This window comes from Amycolatopsis sp. NPDC051716 (genome assembly GCF_040681595.1).
Classification (GTDB): Bacteria; Actinomycetota; Actinomycetes; order Mycobacteriales; family Pseudonocardiaceae; genus Amycolatopsis.
In genome coordinates, this window is sequence record NZ_JBFAZA010000001.1 from 1 (window position 1) to 19596 (window position 19596).

Annotated in this window: 14 protein-coding genes; 6 read left to right on the forward strand and 8 right to left on the reverse strand. The window is 67.5% G+C overall.

All coding sequences use genetic code 11. From position 1 onward, the window contains the following. Nucleotides 1-296: 296 nt before the first annotated feature. Entirely contained in the window at nt 297-1304 is a 1008-nt protein-coding gene (locus AB0M30_RS00005; protein WP_364577888.1) for a hypothetical protein, read from the forward strand. 18 nt (nt 1305-1322) lie between these two features. Here AB0M30_RS00005 and AB0M30_RS00010 read toward each other — a convergent pair whose 3' ends face one another. Then, nucleotides 1323-2225: a LysR family transcriptional regulator gene (locus AB0M30_RS00010; RefSeq protein ID WP_364577891.1), complete on the reverse strand. Its 903-nt coding sequence runs from the start codon at nt 2223-2225 to the stop codon at nt 1323-1325. An 86-nt stretch (nt 2226-2311) separates the two neighbouring features. Between AB0M30_RS00010 and AB0M30_RS00015 the strand changes: the two genes are divergently transcribed. Continuing rightward, nucleotides 2312-3613, forward strand: a complete 1302-nt coding sequence (locus AB0M30_RS00015; protein WP_364577893.1) for an aspartate aminotransferase family protein — start codon at nt 2312-2314, stop codon at nt 3611-3613. Between the two features lie 59 nt (nt 3614-3672). Here the strand turns inward: AB0M30_RS00015 and AB0M30_RS00020 are convergent, their stop codons facing one another. The 4 genes from AB0M30_RS00020 to AB0M30_RS00035 form a co-directional block, all read right to left on the reverse strand. Then, complete coding sequence (locus AB0M30_RS00020) at nt 3673-5034, reverse strand: cellulose binding domain-containing protein (RefSeq protein WP_364577895.1); 1362 nt, start codon at nt 5032-5034, stop codon at nt 3673-3675. Beyond that, nucleotides 5031-6662, reverse strand: a complete 1632-nt coding sequence (locus tag AB0M30_RS00025; protein ID WP_364577897.1) for a glycosyl hydrolase family 18 protein — start codon at nt 6660-6662, stop codon at nt 5031-5033. The genes AB0M30_RS00020 and AB0M30_RS00025 overlap by 4 nt, the downstream gene beginning before the upstream one ends. A gap of 190 nt (nt 6663-6852) precedes the next feature. Further along, the gene (locus tag AB0M30_RS00030) at nt 6853-7143 is read right to left on the reverse strand and encodes a hypothetical protein (protein WP_364577900.1); all 291 of its coding nucleotides are present in this window, start codon (nt 7141-7143) and stop codon (nt 6853-6855) included. Between the two features lie 90 nt (nt 7144-7233). Beyond that, a complete protein-coding gene (locus AB0M30_RS00035) occupies nt 7234-8163 on the reverse strand; it encodes a S8/S53 family peptidase (protein WP_364577902.1) in 930 nt (309 codons plus the stop codon). Between the two features lie 94 nt (nt 8164-8257). On the opposite strand from AB0M30_RS00035, the gene AB0M30_RS00040 reads away from it, so the two are divergent. Further along, the gene (locus AB0M30_RS00040) at nt 8258-10897 is read left to right on the forward strand and encodes a CHAT domain-containing tetratricopeptide repeat protein (protein ID WP_364577905.1); all 2640 of its coding nucleotides are present in this window, start codon (nt 8258-8260) and stop codon (nt 10895-10897) included. Between the two features lie 142 nt (nt 10898-11039). Here the strand turns inward: AB0M30_RS00040 and AB0M30_RS00045 are convergent, their stop codons facing one another. After that, the gene (locus tag AB0M30_RS00045; protein ID WP_364577907.1) at nt 11040-11300 is read right to left on the reverse strand and encodes a hypothetical protein; all 261 of its coding nucleotides are present in this window, start codon (nt 11298-11300) and stop codon (nt 11040-11042) included. A gap of 273 nt (nt 11301-11573) precedes the next feature. Here AB0M30_RS00045 and AB0M30_RS00050 point away from each other — a divergent pair, with 273 nt between their 5' ends. Together AB0M30_RS00050 and AB0M30_RS00055 are read left to right on the forward strand one after the other, a co-directional pair. Further along, nucleotides 11574-13976, forward strand: coding sequence for an NB-ARC domain-containing protein (locus tag AB0M30_RS00050; protein ID WP_364577910.1), 2403 nt, complete (start codon nt 11574-11576; stop codon nt 13974-13976). 6 nt (nt 13977-13982) lie between these two features. Further along, on the forward strand, nt 13983-14660 hold the full coding sequence (locus AB0M30_RS00055) for a hypothetical protein (RefSeq protein ID WP_364577913.1): 678 nt from the start codon (nt 13983-13985) through the stop codon (nt 14658-14660). A 108-nt stretch (nt 14661-14768) separates the two neighbouring features. Here AB0M30_RS00055 and AB0M30_RS00060 read toward each other — a convergent pair whose 3' ends face one another. Together AB0M30_RS00060 and AB0M30_RS00065 are read right to left on the reverse strand one after the other, a co-directional pair. After that, nucleotides 14769-14975, reverse strand: a complete 207-nt coding sequence (locus AB0M30_RS00060) for a hypothetical protein (protein WP_364577915.1) — start codon at nt 14973-14975, stop codon at nt 14769-14771. 221 nt (nt 14976-15196) lie between these two features. Next, nucleotides 15197-15685 carry a hypothetical protein gene (locus AB0M30_RS00065; protein ID WP_364577918.1) on the reverse strand — a complete coding sequence of 163 codons (489 nt, stop codon included), beginning with the start codon at nt 15683-15685 and terminating at the stop codon, nt 15197-15199. Between the two features lie 324 nt (nt 15686-16009). Between AB0M30_RS00065 and AB0M30_RS00070 the strand changes: the two genes are divergently transcribed. Beyond that, nucleotides 16010-19594, forward strand: coding sequence for a trypsin-like peptidase domain-containing protein (locus AB0M30_RS00070; protein ID WP_364577920.1), 3585 nt, complete (start codon nt 16010-16012; stop codon nt 19592-19594). Nucleotides 19595-19596 lie beyond the last annotated feature (2 nt).

The window sequence follows — 19596 nt, forward strand, 5'->3', positions numbered from 1 at the left end:
GTCATCACTGAGGATCAGCTCGACCTTGGACCGTCCACGACCCGCCATCACCGCATCCTACAATTAGATAGCGAACTTCAGGCGCAGGACACTAGGTCACTGTTCTCACGCCCAGACAGGGAACGACACGCTCTCCAGAAGCCGAGCGAAGCGCGTGTACGCGTGCCTCGCACGGCTACACTCCGTCGCTGAAGACACGGAGGGGTGAGTTGGACGAAAGACAGCTCATAACCGAGCTGAAGACGCTCCGCGTAGCTCAAGTCGGAGGGCGGCGTGCTCCGCACAAACCTCTCCTGTTGCTCTGGCTCCTCCACATATTCGTCAAGCGGCGCAGGTGGGATGCCACGTACGACGAAGCGGAAGCACCCGTCGGCCGCCTCATCGGCAAGTACGCTCCCGGCGCAGCCGACGCCACAGACTTGGCCGCCAACCCGTTCGTCCGTCTGGAGCGCTCGATCTGGGAACTGTCGGAATCGACTGGCAGTGCGATTGCCAGTAACCCCTCACGAAGCGGCTCATGGCTCAAGACTCGCGGCGCACGTGGCCGGCTGCGCGCCGAGGTCGCTCAGCTCCTGAACGACCCGAGGAACCTCGTAGCCGCGATCGAGGCGCTCCTGGAGGAGTACTTCACACCGGAGGTCGCCGAGGGTATCCGCGCAGAACTCGGCCTTGACCTCGTGTTCAGCGCACCTGCCTCATCACTGCGCCGGCCCAGCCACTCCGTCAGCAAGCGAGTCGATCTCCCTGAAGAGGAGACCGTTTTTCGTGGGCAATTCCATCTGCCCGCGAACTACGAAAACCTGGACTACGACACCCGGCTGCGGTGGCAGGCTCTCATGTGGCTGGTCCAGGTCCGCGCAACCAACGACAACCGCATCCCGTCGAGCCAGCTGAGCCTCTTCGAGTTCGAAGGCAAAAGGATTGCCCTGGCAGATAGGCAGCGCGGCATCCGAAAGCCCAAAGAGCTGGATGCCGCGTTATCGATCAAGACCACGTACACACCAAACCACCAGTCGCGGCCCTACGAAGACGGCATGATCCGCGATGGACTGCATCGTTACAAGTACGCCGGCGATGATCCGAACTTCTTCACGAACGTCGCCCTGCGCCGCGCCTACGAACAGAAACGGCCTCTGATCTACTTCATCGGCATCGCCAGCGGCCTCTACGAGGCCCGTTTTCCCTGGTGGATCGTCGCAGATCAGCCGGAGGAGCTCCAAGTGGTCATCAGCCCGGACCCACCCGAGGGCATCCATCCGATCTGGAGCCCCTGGGTTCAGCGCGGCCGCCACGCTACCGGCTAGTGGGTACGGTCAAGCAGCTCAAGCTCTGACCCACTCCGCCCCCTCCGGCAGGTCCGGCGGCTGCCGCAGCGCGTCCAGCACCACGTTCACGCCCGCGCGCAGCGGCGTCCCCCGGCGGACCGCCGCCACGATCGAGCGGGTCACCGGGGTCGCCAGCTCGCGGGTCGCCACGCGGTAGCGGGGGTCGACCGCCAGCCCGGGCAGCAGCGCGATCGACAGGCCGGCCTCGACGTGCTGCAGCGTCATCAGGTAGTTGCTGAACCGGCACACCACCCGCGGCTCGAAGCCCGACTCGCGGCACAGCCGCAGCGTCAGGTTCGCCATGTACGACTGCGGCATGTCCAGCGCCCAGGCCGCGTCCGCGTAGGCCGACAGGACCGCCGGGCCGCGAGGTGCCTCCGGTGGCGTCACCAGCACGATCGGGTCCGTCGCCAGCGGGACGATGTCGAGGTCGGGGCCCAGCGGGAGCTCGACGAAGTCGGTCGTGGTGATGATGACGTCGGCGTCGCCGCCGCGCAGGGCCGGGATGCTTTCGTGCGGTTCCAGCTCCAGCAGCTGAACCTCGAGGTGCGGGTGCGCCAGCCGGGTCACCGCCGGGACGGCCAGGGTGTGGATCGCGCTCTGGAACGCCCCGAGCCGGACCAGGCCGGCCGGCTCCTCGCCGAGGCTGCGCAGCTCCGCCTCGACCGTGTCCATGTGGTCGAGGATCACCCGCGCCCGCCGGGCCAGCATCAGCCCGGCCGGCGTGAGCCGGACCCGGCGGCCGGTGCGTTCCAGCAGCTGGGTGCGGGTTTCGGCTTCGAGCACGGCCAGCTGCTGCGAAACGCTGGACGCGCTCAGGTTGGCGTCCTGCGCCACCGCGCGGACCGTGCCCAGGGTGTCGAGGCGGCTCAGCAGCCGCAAGCGCCACGGGTTCAGCATCCCGCCATTCTTGTTCGGTAAAACCGAACAAGAAAGCCGGAATTGTGAGATGGACGTGTCGCTCGTCGCGGACTTACCGTCGAGCCATGGCTGAATCCTTCTGGTCCGACGTCGACCGGCACCTCGTCCGTTACGGCGGCGCCTTCACCCACGAGATCATCGACCACGCCGAAGGCAGTTTCGTCTTCACCGAAGACGGCCGCCGGATCCTCGACTTCACGTCCGGTCAGATGAGCGCGATCCTCGGGCACGCGCACCCGGAGATCGTCGAGACCGTCCGGCGGCAGGTCGGGAAGCTCGACCACCTGTTCAGCGGCATGCTGAGCCGCCCGGTCGTCGACCTGGCCCGGCGGCTCGCCGAGACGCTGCCGGCGCCGCTGGAGAAGGCCCTGCTGCTGACCACGGGCGCCGAGTCGAACGAGGCCGCGCTCCGGATGGCCAAGCTGGTCACGGGCAAGCACGAGATCGTCTCGTTCGCGCGGTCGTGGCACGGGATGACCCAGGGCGCGGCGAGCGCGACCTACAGCGCGGGCCGCCGCGGCTACGGCCCGGCCGCGCCGGGCCAGTTCGCCATCCCGGCGCCCAACGCGTACCGGCCGGACTTCACCGACGCCTCCGGTTCGCTGGATTGGCGTCGTCAGCTGGACTTCGCGTTCGAGATGATCGACGCGCAGTCGGTCGGCAGTCTCGCGGCGTGCCTGGTGGAGCCGATCTTGAGTTCGGGCGGCATCATCGAGCCGCCGCCGGGCTACTTCGCCGCGCTGGCCGGGAAGTGCCGAGAGCGCGGGATGCTGCTGATCCTCGACGAAGCCCAGACGGGGTTGTGCCGCACGGGGAACTGGTACGCGTTCGAGCGCGACGGCATCGTCCCCGACATCCTCACGCTGTCGAAGACGCTCGGCGCCGGCCTGCCGCTGGCCGCGGTGCTGACGAGCGCCGCCATCGAGCAGGAGGCCCACGACCGCGGGTTCTTGTTCTTCACGACGCACGTATCGGACCCGCTCCCGGCGGCGGTCGGCAACACGGTGCTGGACGTGCTGACCCGCGACCGCCTCGACGCGCGGGCGCTCTCGCTGGGCGCGTCGCTGCGCCAGGGCCTGGAGGAGATCGCGGGGCGCCACGAGGTGGTCGGCGACATCCGCGGCCGCGGCCTGCTGGCCGGGCTGGAACTGGTGGTGGACCGCGAAACCAAGCAGAGTTCGGACGAGCTGGGGGCGCGCGTCACGCAACGCTGCCTCGAGCTGGGGCTGCACATGAACATCGTGCAGTTGCCGGGGATGGGCGGGGTGTTCCGGATCGCTCCGCCGCTGACGGCGTCCGAAGAGGAGATCGCGCTGGGTCTGTCGATTTTGGACCAGGCCATCGGGGACGCGGTCAAGCTGCTCTAAAAGCGGAAGGCCTCCTTGCCGGCCCGGGGAGCCGGCAAGGAGGCCGTTTCACGACAGCGTCAGAAGCCCGCTGTCACCTTCGTGAAGTCCCAGTCGTTCTGGGCGATGCCGCTGCACGCCGACTGGACGCCGCCGCCGGGGCAGCCGCGGTCGCGGTTGACCGACCAGAACGCCAGGCGGGCGAGCTTGTTCGACTTGGCCCAGTTCGTGATCTGGGTCCACGTCGACAGGTCCGTCAACTCCTGCTGGTCGGACAGGCCGTTCATCCCCGAGATGCCCAGGTGGGCGTACGCGGTGGCGTCGGACCAGCCGAACGTCGACTTCAGCTTGTCGCGCAAGCCGTTCGCCGCGCTCACCGTGCTGTTGTACATGTTCGCGCCGCCGCCGAAGTCGAACGGCATGATCGTGAACACGTCCACGTTCGCGCCCAGGGCCTTCGACTGGTCGATGAGCCGGTTGCCGTAGTAGTTCGGGCCGGTCGTCGACGTGCCGAACGTCAGGATCGTCTGGATCCCCGGGTTGTTCTGCTTGACGATCTTCAGCGCGCCCAGGATCCGGTCCTGCACGGCCTCGTTCTCGAACTCGTCGGAGTTCTCGATGTCGATGTCGATCGCCTTCAGCCCGTAGGCGCTGATCACCTGCTGGTAGGCGCCCGCCAGCGCGGCGGACGTCGAGCAGTTCGGGCCGAGCTTGTTGCCGCTCCAGCCGCCGAACGACGGGACGACCTGGCCGCCCGCCGCCTTGATCTGCGAGATCGCGGTGGCGTCGGCGCTGCCCTGCAGCGGCCGGCTGCTGTCCCACGCCGGGGTGCAGCCACCGCTGGCGTTGATGAACGCCATGGTGAACCACTTGACCCCGGTCGCGTTCATCACCGTCTGCGGGTTGGGCGGGCTGCCCCAGCCCATGTACAGGTACGGCGCGCCCCGGCCACCCGGCGGGGGCGGGGTCGTGGTGGTCGGCGGGGTCGTCGTCACAGGCGGCGTCGTAGTGGGCGGTGTTGTTGTCGGGGGTGTGCCCCCGGCCGCACACGACCCACCGTTGAGCTTGCAGTTCGACGGGGCGGCGTACGAACCCGAGTACGCCACGTTGAAGCCGAAGCTCGCGCTACCGCCGTTGGCGACGTTGCCGTTCCACGTGTTCTTCACCGTGACGTGCTGACCGGACGCCGTGTAGCTGCCGTCCCACAGCGACGAGATCTTCGCACCGGAGGGCAGGTCGAACTCGACGGTCCAGGTGGCGAGCGTCGAGCCCGAGCCGTTGGCAATCGTGTACTTGCCCTCGTACCCGGTGCCCCAGTCGGAGCCCTTCGAGAAGGTCGCGGACACGCCGCCCGCCGCGTTCGCCGGGGCGATCACGAACATCGCGCCGATCGTGGCGGCCGCGGCCGCCAGCCCGAGTGCGGGCAACCACCGGCGCCTCATGACAGGCCGTTCTTCATCGCGGTGATGAGCTCGCCGCCGGTGGTGTCGCCGGTCAGCTCCCAGAAGAAGGCGCCGCCGAGCCCCTGCTGCTTGGCGTAGGACATCTTGCCGCCGATGGTCGACGGGGTGTCGTAGCTCCACCAGTTGCTGCCGCACTTCGCGTACGCGGTGCCGGCGAAGGTGCCGGTCGACGGGCAGGTGTTCTTGAGGACCTTGTAGTCCTCGATGCCCTGCTCGTACGTGCCCGGCGCGGGGCCGGTCGCGGTACCACCCGGGGCGTCCTGCGTGACGCCGGTCCAGCCGCGGCCGTAGAACCCGATGCCCAGCAACAGCTTGCTCGACGGGACACCCTTGCTCTTCAGCTTCTGGATGGCCGCGTCGGAGTAGAAGCCCGGCGTCGGGATGCCGTTGAAGTTGGTCAGCGGCGAGTGCGGAGCGGTCGGGCCCTGCGCGGCCCAGGCGCCGAAGTAGTCGTAGGTCATCACGTTGTACCAGTCGATGTACTGCGCGGCGCCGCCGTAGTCGGCGACGTCGAGCTTGCCGCCGTTGCTGCCGTCGGCGGTGATCGCCGAGGTGATCAGGAACGACGAACCGAACTTCGAGCGCAGCGCGCCCATCAGGTTCTTGTAGGCCGCGGCACCGCTGGTGTCACAGGAAAGCCCGCACGCGTTGGGGTACTCCCAGTCGATGTCGATGCCGTCCCAGATGTCCGCCCAGCGCGGGTCCTTGAGCAGGTTGTAGCAGGACTGCGCGAACGCGGCCGCGTTCTGCGAAGCCTGGCCGAAGCCGCCGGAGTAGGTCCAGCCGCCGAACGACCAGATCACCTTGAGGCCCGGGTGCAGCTTCTTCAGCTTGCGCAGCTGGTTGAAGTTGCCGGCCACCGGCTGGTCCCAGGTGTCGGCGACACCGTCGACGCTGCCCGCGGCGTCGTAGGTCTTCTGGTAGTCGGCGTACGGGTCGTCGTTCGCCGTGCACTGGCCGTTCTTGACGTTGCCGAACGCGTAGTTGACGTGCGTCAGCTTGCTCGCCGAGCCCGAGGTCTCGATGTTCTTGACGTGGTAGTTGCGCCCGTAGACGCCCCACTGCACGAAGTAGCCGACGTTCTTCAGGCCGCCCGGCGGGGGCGGCGTGGTCGTCGTCGGCGGAGTGGTGGGCGTGGTCGGCGTCGTCGGGGTGGTGGTCGGCGTCGTCGGCGTCGTCGGCGTGGTGGTCGGGGTGCCGCCGCCGGCGTCACAGGAACCGCCGTTCAGCTTGCAGTTCGCGGGGGCGGAGTAGGTGCCGGAATAGCTGACGTTGAAGCCGAAGCTGGCGGTGGCGCCGTTGCCGACGTTGCCGTTCCAGGTGTTCTTGACCGTGACGTGCTGGCCGGACGCGGTGTAGCTGCCGTCCCACAGCGAGCCGATCTTCGCGCCGGAAGGCAGGTCGAACTCGACCGTCCAGCTGGGCAGCGTCGAGCCCGAGCCGTTGCTGATCGTGTACTTGCCTTCGTACCCGGTGCCCCAGTCGGAGCCCTTGCTGAAGGCGGCGCCGACGCCACCGGCGGCGCTCGCCGGCACGGTGACGAGGCCGACCGCGATCGCGCCGACCGCGGTGAAGAGACCGAGGAGGTGCCATCTCTTTCTGGACATCGCTCTCCTTTGAGCCAGGTGCAGGATCGACACCGCCGGCGGGGACCAGGGCGGTGTTTTGCGCCGTTTGCCCAAACGTTACGTGGTCCAGACCAATTAGGGAAGCGTCACCACGCAGCGTGGCCGGTGGTCAAGACCAGTGCTCGGTACCGCCGTCACACTGGTCCAGTCCGGTTACGCAGCGCAGTGATCACCGCGGGCTGTCGCAGCCGATGCAGCGGTAGCCGCGGCCGATCAGCGCCACCAACCCGGCGACGACGATTCCGCCGACGGCCCAGAACCCGGCTCCCACGATGTTGGTGGGGTGCGGGATGCCGCCGTGCGCCGCGGCCAGCACGCCGCTGCCGGCGACGGCCTTCGCGATGCCTCCGAGCGCGATGGCGATGGCGAGCACCGCCCAGAACGCCGAGATCGTCGCGACGAAATAGCGTCCGCCACAGTTGTGGCAGGGACGCTTCCGGAAAACGGTTGCCTGTGCCATGAGACCCCTCCTCGCTTCAGGCACCCAGCTGTCCGGCGGGTGCGTAAAGCAGAGGGGCCTGCCGACCCGCTGATACCGGGCCGGGAGGGGCTACTCCGAAGGCCAGTTCCCGAGGATGACGGGCTTGTCGCCGGACTGCCCCGGGAGCGGGATGCGCGGCAGCGACGGAGGGATCACCTTCTTGATCGCGTCCTCGGCGGAGTGCGCGCCGCCGGCGAACGCCTTGGCGAGCAGACCCGACACCTTCGCCGCGGCGAAGGACGCGCCGCTCCACGTGCTGAAGCTGAACGTGTCCTGCTCGACGAGCCCCGGAATCGTGCGCAGCACGCTGGGGCCGAGGACCCCGCAGCCGCCGGCGAACACGTCGACGCCGTCCCACCAGCTGCAGAAGCTCGCCCTCGGCGGCCGCAGACCGGGAACCGGTGTCACGGATTCATCGGTCGCCCCCACCGCGATCAGCCGCGGAAAATATTCGGTGAACGCGGCGGGCCAGTGCCGGTCGGCGGTCCACCGGTTCGCCACCGCCGTCACGACCACGACGCCGGGCTTTTCGTCGAACAATTCCTCGAGCGCGCTCTTCAGTTCGGCCGGCTCCTGGTTTTCCTCCGCCGACTCGCCGAAGAACGACAGGTTGACGACCCGCAGGTGGTCCACCCTGGCGAGCGCCCTGATGCAGTCCGCGACGACCTGATCGGGCTTCCGGGTGTCCGAGAGGTCCAGCGCGCGGCGCACGTCGATGCGCACCCCCGGGGCCTCGTGCTTGATCAGCCCCGCGACGAACGTGCCGTGGCCGTCGAACCGGCCCAGTTCCAGGAGGTCCTCCGGCAGGACGTCCTCGTTGTCTTGCCAGCCGTCGACCAGATTCTTTGCGAGGTACGGGTGGGGCTTTCCCCCGAGCACGACCACGCCGGTGTCGACCACCCCGACGACGACGTCGGCGGAAACCTCGACGTCCCGTTCGATCAGCTGCTTCAGGCTGTGGAGCTGCAGTGTCGCAGCGCCGCCCTGTCGTCCGCCCATCGGTTGCCCTCCTGATGCGCCGAAGTGGTTTCGCGCGATACAGATAATGTGACGAACCCGTTTGATACAGCGTAGCCGGAAAGACGTGGCGGAAATGACCAGCGAAGAGGGCGGAGCGAACCTGCGCCGCGCCCTGGACGCCGTCGACCTCGCCTACACCGCGCCGCCCCGGGCGTGCCGGCTCGCGAAGCTCGCCCTGGCCGCCGCGGGTGACGACCCCGAACCGGTGGCCGTCGCCGAGCGGGCCCTCGGGATGGCGCACACCGCGCTGGGCGACCTGGCCACGGGCGAGCGGTACCTGCTCGCCGCGGTCGGGACCGCGGAAGCGGCGGGACTGGCCGTCCGGGCGGCCGAAGCGCGGGGGTCGCTGGCCTACCTGCGGTCGCTGACCGGCCGGTTCGACGACGCGCTCACACAGCTCGACCGGGCCGCGCCCGCCCTGCACGGCTCGTCCCGCGCGCGGCTGCGGATGCTGCGGGCGCTGGTGCTGACCGAGGCCGGCCGGTTCGACGAGGCCGCGGCCGGGTACGGCGACGCGCTGGCCGTGCTGCGGCGATCCGGCGGGGACGCGGTGCTGGAGGCCGACATCCGCAACAACCGCAGCCTCGTCCACGTGCACCGGCGGGACTGGCGGGCCGCCGAGGAAGACCTCGGCCGCGCCGAAGCCGCGTACACGGCGAGCGGGTACCTGGGCAAGAACGCGACCGTCCACCACAACCGCGGGCTCGCCGCCGTCGCCCGTGGGGACCTGCCGGCCGCGCTGGCCGCGTTCGACGAAGCCGCCGAGCAGTACCGGGATTCGGGCCGGGACCCGGGACTGCTGCCGATCGAACGGGCCGAAGCACTGCTCTCGGCGCTCCTGGTGCAGGACGCGCGGCAGGCGGCCGAGCTGGCGGTGGAGCGGTTCGCCGGCCAGCGCAACGCCGTGGACCTCGTCCAGGCCCGGCTGCTCCTCGCGCGCGCGGCACTGCTCGACGGGGACATCGAGGTGGCGGGCGAGCAGGCCGAACGGGCGCGGCGGTCCGCGATCGGGCAACGCCGGCCCGGCTGGGCGGCCCTCGCCGGCTATCTCGCGCTGCGGGCGCGCTGGGAAGGCGGCCACCGGGGCGAAGCCGTGATCCGCGCGGGCCGCCGGTCGGCCGCGGCCCTGCTGCGGGCGGGCTGGGTGGTGGAGGCACTGGACGCGCGGCTGATCGTGGCCCGGACCGCGCTCGAGGCCGGCCGCGTCGCCGTCGCGCGGCGCGAACTCGCCCACCCGGCGTTCGCGCACCGCGGCCGGCCGGCGGAGCAGCAGGCACGGGCGTGGCACGCGCGCGCCCTGCTCCGGCTGTCCGAAGGGGACCGGGCCGGCGCGGAAACCGCGATCCTGGCGGGGATCCGGGTGCTCGAGCGGTTCCGCGCGGGCCTCGGGGCCACCGAACTGCGGGTGCACGCGGCGGGCCACGCCGGCGAGCTCGCCCGCCTCGGCCTGCGGCTCGCGATGGAGTCCGGGGACCCGGAGGCGGTGTTGACCTGGCTGGAGCGCTGGCGGGCGGGGGCCCTGATGCTGCGGCCCGCCCGGCCGGTGGCCGACGCCGAACTGGGCCGGCAGCTCGCCGAGCTGCGCCAGGTCGTGGCCGGGCTGGGCGCGGCCGCGGAGGGCGGCGGCGACCCGGCGGTCCTGCTGCGCCGGCAAAAGGCCCTCGAGTCGGCGATCCGGCGGCGCTCCCACCGCGTGAACGGGGATCTCGGCGCGCGGATCGGGGCGCTGGACTCCGCCGCCGGGTTGCGGGCCGCGCTCGGCCCGGGGGCGCTGGTGGAGTACGTGGCCGCGGACGGCGAGCTGCACGCCGTCGTCGTCCGGGCGGATTCGGTCCGCCTGCACCGGCTGGGCGCGGTCGCCGAGATCGAGCAAGCCCTGACGGCGCTGCGCTTCGGCCTGCGCCGGCTCGCCTACGGCACGACGACCGCGCTCCCGGCCGGCCCGGGTCTGGTCGAGCACCAGGCGGCGGTCCTGGACCGGTGGCTCGTCGAGCCGCTGCGGCCGGACCTCGGCGACGGCCCGCTGATCATCGTGCCGACGGGCGCCTTGCACGCGATGCCGTGGGCGGTGCTGCCCTCCTGCGCCGGTCGCCCGGTGTCGGTGACGCCGTCGGCGGCGCTGTGGCTGCGCGCCGGCACCGCGGCGGCCGGCTCGACCGGAGGCCGGGTGTTCGCCGCGGGCCCGGGCTTGCCGCACTCGGTCGCCGAAGTCGTGACGCTGGCGAGCCGCTACCGAGGCGCCCAGAGGTTCACCGGCCGCAACGCAACGGTGGCAGCGGTGACGGCGGCCCTCGACGGCGCCGAGCTGGCCCACATCGCGGCCCACGGCCGGTTCCGCGCGGACAACCCGCTCTTTTCGGCCCTCCAGCTGGTCGACGGCCCGTTGACGGTCTACGACCTGGAACGGCTGCCCCGGCCCCCGAAGCACGTCATCCTGTCCGCGTGCGAGTCCGGCCTGTCCGTGGTCCGCCCCGGCGACGAGCTGCTCGGCTTGGCCGCGGCCCTGCTCGCCATGGGCGCGACGAGCCTGATCGCGAGCGTGGTCCCGGTACCGGACAAGGCGAGCCACGCCCTGATGCTGCGCCTGCACAACCACCTCCGCGGCGGCGCAACCCCGGCGACGGCGCTGGCCATGGCGCGCCGGGACTTCCGGAACACCGACCCGGCCACGAAGGCCGCAGCCTCGGGCTTCCTCTGCTACGGCGCCGGTTAGCCACGGCCCACCCGTTTCCGGCCGCGAAGGCCCCTACACGTCGAAGGCCAACGGGCTCACCTGCGCGGCCGTGGAATCAAGGCGACTATTCCGAGCAAGGTCGATCAGGATTCGCATCGCAGGCCCAAGTGGCGAAGGCTGGTCAGCCACCGTCCAGATCGCCGCGCTCGATCTCGACACCGGGCCGGTATTCCACCGGTTCCGCGATCGCCGGCACTGGCGGCGTTCCTTCGACTTCTGCACGCAAATCCGCCACCGCTTCCCGACGTGGAAGCGCTAAGTCGTCTGCGACAACTACAGCCAACGGCAAGCCCGAGGTCAGGACCTGGGGCACGGCCAACGGGATCGAGGTGTCTACGCCCACCCACGCGTCGTGGCTGAAACGAACCGAGTGCGAGTTCACTGCGATTTCGCTACTTCGCCCTCGGCGGCAGCGGCTACCCAGCCACGCTGCTCAGGAAGCCGCTATCGCTGGCTACGTCTGCTGGAGCAACCTCCAATGCCATCCCAACCGCCGCTTCGCCGTCAACTTCAAGATCCGCCACCCGGATTACCTACCCAACGTTGCTTGCTATGGCACTGGACCCTGGCACAATGATGCGACCGTGTTCGCAGCCCCTGATCTAGGGTCGACACTGAGGATGGAGTGAATGGATCATTCAGCACAGGTGTATTGGTGAACGGCAAACAGCCCGGAGAACTACGTCGGAAAATAGTCCGAATCATCCGATTTGTCCTGCTGTCACTGTTGGCCGGCATGGCCGCCTACGCGGCCCTGGCCGCCAGTTCGAATACATTCACAGCCACAACTCGACTCTACTTGGGTATCGGCTCGGCTGCCGTCGTCGGCATCCTGACCGCCTTGCAGATCATTCCGAACCTCGGGCAACACTCGCGCATTACCAGGGAACTCGATGCGCCAGGACAAAGGATTATCGCTCAATTGCCTCGCGACCTTTATGACTTCACCGGCCGATCCTTCGAGATCGACTGGCTGGTCCGCTCGATCGAAAACCGGTCGACGAGCACCAGCGCCGTCGTCATCTCAGCAATTGCCGGACAAGGTGGTGTTGGCAAAACCGCGCTGGCGATTCACGTTGCGCATCTCGTGGCCGATCGGTTTCCGCATGGACATATGTATGTGAACCTTCGCGGTCCCGAGGCCCAGGCGCTCGATCCGTACGACGTCTTAGGCGGGCTGCTCAGAGAACTAGGCGTGGATGCGGAAACGATCCCTGCCACTCTCGAAGAACGGTCACGACTGTTCCGGACGATTCTCGCCCGGATGCGGTTGATCATCGTGCTGGACAATGCTTCCAACGAAGCGCAGGTGCGCCCGCTTCTCCCAGGGAGATCGCCCAGCGTAGTACTCATCACGAGCCGTTCACGACTTGTCGGCCTCGAAGGCGTGGCAGCGCTGCGACTCGATTCGATGCCGCAAGAAGAAGCATTGACCCTTTTGAAAGACATCGTCGGTCAAAGCCGCATCGATGCAGAGCCGGACAAGGCACTGGAGCTCATCGAGCTATGCTCCAGGCTCCCGTTGGCGATACGAATTGCCGGAACCCGCCTCGCCGCTAATCGTCATTGGACTGTCTCGTACTTCGCCGACCGCCTCAACAGACAATCGAATATCATCGACGAACTGCACGACACCGAGCGCGCCGTGCGGGCAACTTTCGACATCAGTTACGTCGACCTCAGCTACGGGGCGCAGACCCTCTTCCGCGCACTCGGCGTCCTGACCACTAGATCCTTTCCTGGCTGGCTGTTCGAACGGCTGCGGCCGAACACCAACGCCGCCGATTCCAGAGATGGCCTCGACGAACTCGTTCGGACCGAGATGATCGGCTTTACCGGGCCCGACTCCTTCGGCGTCAGTCGCTACGCCTTTCACGACATCTTGCGAGACTATTCCCGGGACAAGCTCGATGCCGGCTCGGCTGAAGCCATCAAGAACAGCGCTCTCACCAGTGCGGCGGCCGCATACCTGGAAATCGCGTTGGCCGCCGATCGCATGATACGAGATCAGTCACCCCGGCACACCATTTACCATCGCATCGTATCCTCTGGCGCGATGACAGAACTCGTCAATATCGCCAACGGTGACGATGCTCGAAGGTGGATGGAAAGCGAGCTGCAGAACCTGCTGTTGCTGGTAGCTCAGTTGCACACGCTCGGTTTCCGTCGTCAGGTGCTCGAACTTGCCACCAGCTTGTCGGCATTCTGCGAGGAGCGGTTTTACTGGCGCGAATGGGAGACCCTGCAAAGCTCAGCCCTCGATAACGCCAAGAGTTTATCCGACGACGTCGCTACCTGCTATTGTCTATGCGAGCTCGGACAGGTACATCGCCATCTCGGCGACCTATCTCTCGCGTCGTTGGAACTTGATCAGGCGGCCGCGTTGGCCGGAACTATAAAGCGCGACGATATTCGAGCCGCGGCCTTCAGCATCAAGGGAAAGATCCGACAGATCCAGCGGCGAAACGCGGACGCCCTGGCCTTGTTCGGACGCGCACGCGAACTCTACGATCAGGTCGGCGATCGGTACGCGAGTGCCTACGCGACGGCGAACATGGGGGATATCTATCACCTCGACCAAAATTGGGCTGCCGCGAAGACGGAGTTCGAACGTTGCACTTCTGTCTTTCAGGAGTACGGCGACGAATGGTGGGTAGCCAATGTGGGCATCTGGGCGGGAGATACCCATCGCGGCGAAGGCGAGTACGACCTGGCGACGGCGAAGCTCCGAGAGAGCTTGCAATCCATGCGAGCGATCGGAGACGAACGCCGGGCGTCGGTCGCGCTGATCCATCTCGCCCGGACGTATGTGGATGCGGGCGACAGCAAATCGGCCTTGCGGGCCGCCGGAGAAGCACTTCCCCCACTGGAGCGCATATCGGACGATTGGTGGCAGGGAATGGCACGGTTCGAGATGGGCCGAGCCTATGCACTCGCAGCCAAGAAGAACGAGGCGCTGGACTCGTTCCGTGCCGCACTGGCCGTTGTCGAACAGGTCGGGAATGAGCCTCTCATTGTGGAAATCCGAGCCAGAATAACTACCTTGACGAAGGGATAACCAGTCGTGCTGGATACCGCACACTCGCTATTAGACGACGATGAAGAAAGCTTGTCGGATGTTTTGACGAAGCTCAGGCACGAGGTCGGACTTCGACAGTTATTGGATACGGCATTGAGACCTGGTCGCCTCGATGCTTACTGGCACGATAACGGCTTCGCGAAAGTGGTTCTGGCGACAGGCAAGAAAACCGGAAGAAAGCTAGTGCTCCATGTTTGGCCTACGGCAGCAGTCGTTGACACCGAGGACAACATCCACAATCATCGCTGGGACTTCGCCTCGGCAATTATCATCGGCACCCTTGAAATGGAGATCTTCACTTCGGATCGCGCCGATATCACACTCGATCACTACAGCTATTCGCCTGTCGGTGGCGATGGGCGGTATCGCTTCGAGCGACAGGGGCGCATGTCCGTCGGTCGTGGTGCGTACTTCCAGCTGTCCGCAGGAAAGGACTACCACCTGGACAATTCGGTGTTGCACAGAGCCTGGGGTGGTCGACTGGGTGCGACAGCGTCCGTGGTTGTGCAGAGTGCGCCGCAGCGCCCTGTCACGACAGTCCTCTTGCGGGGCGACGTGCCGACAGCGCCGAGCGAGCAGGTGAACCGCCTGACGGAGCAGAAGCTCATGGAAATCGTCGACATCACAACCACCCCTGACGCGGAGTCTGCCTGGCGGAGATAGCCCGGCCTGAGCAGCATTCACGGCAGACTGTGCGCGTGATGCCGTTTGACGGCGATGATCGACTCTTGGCTGATGCGATAGCCGAGCTCGCAACCCAGGCGCGGCGGTTCACCAGCTCCCGGTTGCGGAGCTTCGCGCGCCTGCGGTTTCGACGTATTGGGTGATCCGGTCCAGGAAGTGGTTGATCTTGCCCTGCGGGACCAACACGGTCGCTCGTTCGACAGTCACGCCGTTGACCGCGCCCTTGACCGGCTCATCAGGGTCCTCGCAGCGGCTCGTCCCGGCGAGCTGCGCGAATGCGTTCATGTCGTCCAAGCACTCGACGGGCCCATGGAAATCGTCGAGCGCACCTTGCCCGACCCCGCGGCGTGCTCTCCTCGCCGCGGCGGTAGAGAAATCGCCAGCCGATATCGTTGCTGAAGTGCCGTCGGCGCTGGCCGGACTCCCACGCTCAGCCTCTATCAAGGCTCCGGACACTGTTTCATTCTGAGCTGGCACAACCACCCTGCATAAGCGTCATTACGCATGACACACTACTATATATCCACCTTGCTACCCGACACCTTATTTTCGCCAACCCTGTCTTCCGTATCGCCCTCGACGGCAACGACGCTCTCTATCAGCCCATCTGCACGCCGTTCATATAGAACATGATATTCCGCGGAGTACTTCGTGAAGACAGCAAGCTGATCCGACTGATCTTCGCCGCTTGCCGCCCTCTCGGCAAGAAATTCATCGCCCAGTCGCCGCATTGCATTCATATCTGATCGCCGACGCTTGCTGTGCAAGTACGGTTTGAACGTGATATTCAGTCCACCGACGACGGCAACCGCCAGAAGCAAGCACTTCCCAAGCAAAGTCTCCGACGATGTAAGCCCGACTGCCAATACCGCTGGAGCCACTATCGTCGTGAGATTAAAAAATACCGCGTTGCTACGATGAATTATGCGCCAACGCTTCATTCGATTGCAGTCGCTTTGTATTCTGTGCGCGAGCTGATCAAGTAAAGTATCGATTTCTGTCATGCGTCTACCTCTTACCTCATAACCGCACCCTCTATGAAGTCGATGACTTGAGAAGACCTGTTACCCACCCGACGTGAATGCATCCGAATGGGGCACGAGGAAATCTGACTCAGCGCAACACCCGACGTGGGCAGCCACGGATCACCAGCACGGCAGCTACAACACCGCCTCAGACGGCACCTTGTCCGATAACCGGTCTGATGTCGGCCACCAAACCTTGACACGGGCTGACCGGCGTCGGAGGCTCTACCTCCGATCGAGGGAGCGATGGAGGGTATGCACGGACAACGCGAAGCGCTCGCAGCGGCCGTACGTGCAGCGACAGTGCCACTGACCATCCCGTCGACGACGGTCAAGGGCACCGGCTTCTTCATCACCCCTGAGCTCGTCCTGACCTGCGCCCACGTCGTCACCTCGGCCGGTGGGGCGGTCGAGGTGGTGCACGGCTCGGCCACCGCGACGCGGGACGCCGGCGACTACGAAGTCCTCACCGACTACTACCTGGCGGGTGGGCCCGACGGCCTGGATCTGGCACTTCTCCGCCCGGTGAGCGGGGAGCGGGCCGCGCACGTCCACTTGGCCGCTTCGGTGGCGCCGGGCGACGAACTGTGGGTATTCGGCCACCCGGAGGGCAAGTACCGCGCCGGAGACGTCGTGTCGCTGCGCCTGGACGGGGCGTCCGAACACATCGAGGGTCCGATCCTGCTCAAAGGCACCCAAGGGCGGATCAAGCCGGGTATGAGCGGCGCCCCGGTGCTTAACTGGCGAACCGGCGCGGTTTGCGGGGTCGTCCGCTACCGCGACGGCTCGCACGACGACACCGCTCGCTTCGTCCCGATCAGGACGGCGTTCGCCGTCTACCCCGGTCTCGCCGAGGCGAACACGGCCATGCCCGCGGCCCGCGCCTGGCTCGACCTGCTGGACGACAACCAGCTCGCCGAGTCCGGCGCACGGTATCCGGGACCACGGCTGCGCCGGTACCTCGAGGCCGCAAGCGCCGCCGACGACAGTCATCCCTACGCGGCCATGCTGAATGTCCCTTCCCCGCTGTCCAAGGTCTACCTTCGGCAGAAGGCCGGCCGGGCCCCTGAGGACGAGACAGCCGCCGAGACCGGAGAACTCGTGGAGGCGGACAGCCTCCTGCGCGCGTTCCGCGGTGTCCAGGTGCTCGGCGGGCCGGGCGCGGGGAAGTCCAGCCTCGCCCGTCATCTCACGGCCTTGTCGGCCCGGCAATGGCTGCGGGAAGGCACTGGCGATGTGGTGCCGATCCTGGTCGCGGCCGAGGCCCTGACCCTTCGCTACGGCCTGAGCGAAATGCTGGCCGACGGAGTCGTCCGGAGCCTCGACACCGACCTCGACCGCGTCACGCTGACCGCCCTGTTCGGCGAACCTCCGTTCCCCGGCGCGGAATGGCTGGTACTGGTCGACGGCGTCGACGAAATCCTGAACCCCCAGTTGCGGTCCATCGTGCTTTCGAAGGTCTCGCGGCACCGCAACGAGGGCCGTTACCGGTTCCTGCTGACTTCGCGGCCGCTTTCGGACTTCCTGATGGAGAAGATCGCCGGGAACGGCGACTACCCCACGTTCACGATCGAGCCGTTCGGGCGCCACGAGCTGGCCGGCTTCGCCCAGAACTGGTTCACGCAGCTCAAGCTCGCCGAGCCTCGGTCCGCCGCGGTGGGGTTCGTCCAGCGGGTCGACGAGGCAAGGCTCGACCGGCTGGCCGGTGTCCCGTTGATCGCGACCATGTTGTGCATCCTCTACGCGAATTCGCCCGGGCAGCGCCTGCCGGAGAACCGGGCGGAGCTCTACGCCGACTTCGTCGACCTGCTGCTGGCCAAGAGGAAGATCACCAACGTGCGCGACCTGCTCGCCGAGTGGACCAGCCGTAGCGGTCCCGAAGCCGAGGCGGCGGGCGAGGACCTGGTCCAGCTTACCCCCGAGCTGCTCAGGCTGCTGGCCCACGAAGGGCAACGGGCGGGGACCGATCCGTTCGAGACGACCGTCCGGACCGACTCGGCGGTCATCGTCGCGCGGCACTTCCCCAGGCCGGCCACCCTGTCGTCGGCCGAGTGGGACAGCGTCATCCGGGAAGTGTTGCGCAGCTGCGGACTGCTCGTCGAACGTCGCGGTGTCTTCGGGTTCATCCACCAGACGGTTCAGGAATACCTTGCGGCCGCGCACATGGCCGGCCTGCACCCGGACCCGCGCCGACGCGCCGCGCGGAGCCTGTTCCTCCCCCAGCCGTGGCCTTGGCCGGACCTCGAAGTCAAGAGCTTCCTCGCCGCACTGTGGGCCAGGCAGGGCCGCGACCTGGCGCCCGTCCTCCGCCGGTTGCTGCAGCGACGCCACCGCGACGTCAACTACCGCTTCCTCGTCGAACTGCACCGCCAAGGCGTGGAGCTGCCGCCGAAGGTGCACGCCAAACTGGTGGAAACGCTGGCCGGCTGGGTGGCCGAGGACGGCCGGGGCCACGGCGAATGGCGCGCGGCCGCCGAAGCGCTGAACCAGATCGACGGCCAACGGGCCGCCACGGTCCTCCAGCTGACGGCCCGGCACGGAGCAGGCTGGCAGCGGCGTCTCGACTCCAGCCTGATGCTGCTGGAGCACAACGCCCCGATCGGCATCCAAGCCCTCGAAGACCTCACCACCGACGGAACGATCGACGGTCCGGACCGGCTGAAGGCCGCCAAATACCTGCTCGCGCAGCATCCCCGGCGCGGGATGGTGGCGTTGGCGAAGCTCGCCCGCGACATCCGGCCCGACTACCTCCGGGTGGAGGCAGCGCGTGTCGTCGCCGAACGCGACCGGCAACGCGGTGAGGAACTGCTCCGCGCCGTCACCTACGACCCCGGCGCCTCGGACGAGGCCAGGCTCAGCGCGGGACTCGCTCTCGGCCCGGGCTCCGGTTCGGACGCCTTGGCCTTCCTCAGCAGCCGCCACGAGGTGTCCGACCGGATCCACCTGGACGCCGCCCTGACGATCGAAAGCCGGGTGGCCGGGGCCGGTACCTCCTTGCTGCTCGCCCTCGCCCAGGACCGTCGAGTGAGCGTCGACATCCGTCTCGAAGCCGCACAGGAACTCAGCGACCACGGCGACGAGCACGCCGTGCAGGCCTACAAATCAATCGTGGACAGCGTGGCGGTCGCCAAAGACGTCCGGATCGACGCTGCCGAGCGAGTCGCGGCCATCGACTCCGAAGCCGGCCTGTCGCTGCTGCTTCAGCTCGTGGCGGATCCGGCCCTCGGCGAGGCGCGGCTCCCGGCCGGCGTCGCCGCGGGCCGCATAAATCCCCATGCCGCCGCACGTGCGCTGGCCGACATAGTCGGCGTCTACGGTCCCTACCGCTACCGGTACTCGTGGTCCTTCGATACCGACCAGGAGTTCTGGGTCCAGGCCGCCCGGGAGGCCGCCCAGCTCGATTCCGAAGTCGGTGTCACCGCTCTGCAGGGCATGGTCGAAGGGGGACAGTTCTCCACGACACTGCGGCTGGACGCGCTGACCGCACTGAGTGAGGTGGCGCCCGACATCGGGCTCGAGACCGCCCGAAGACTGGCGGAGGACTTCAGAATTCGGGATGAGGTCCGGTTCGGCGCCGCCGAGCAGATCTTGCTGCTGGACATCGAGTCGGGCCGGGCGGTCATCCGCCGGATAGCCCTGACCTCCGCCGCGGGTTCCGGCGATCGCATGAGGCTCGGCCGCCGGATCGGCGAAACCGACAAGACGCTGGGCATCGAGATCCTGCGCCACGTGGCATCCGACACCCTCGAGAGCCCGGGAGTCCGGCTCCAGGCCGCCGCCGGAGTCGAAAACCTCGACGTGGCCCAAGGCATTCAGCTACGGGCCAGGCTGACCACGGAATGGCCGATCAAGGAGTACCTCAAGCAAATCGAGGGCCGCGACACGTAGAG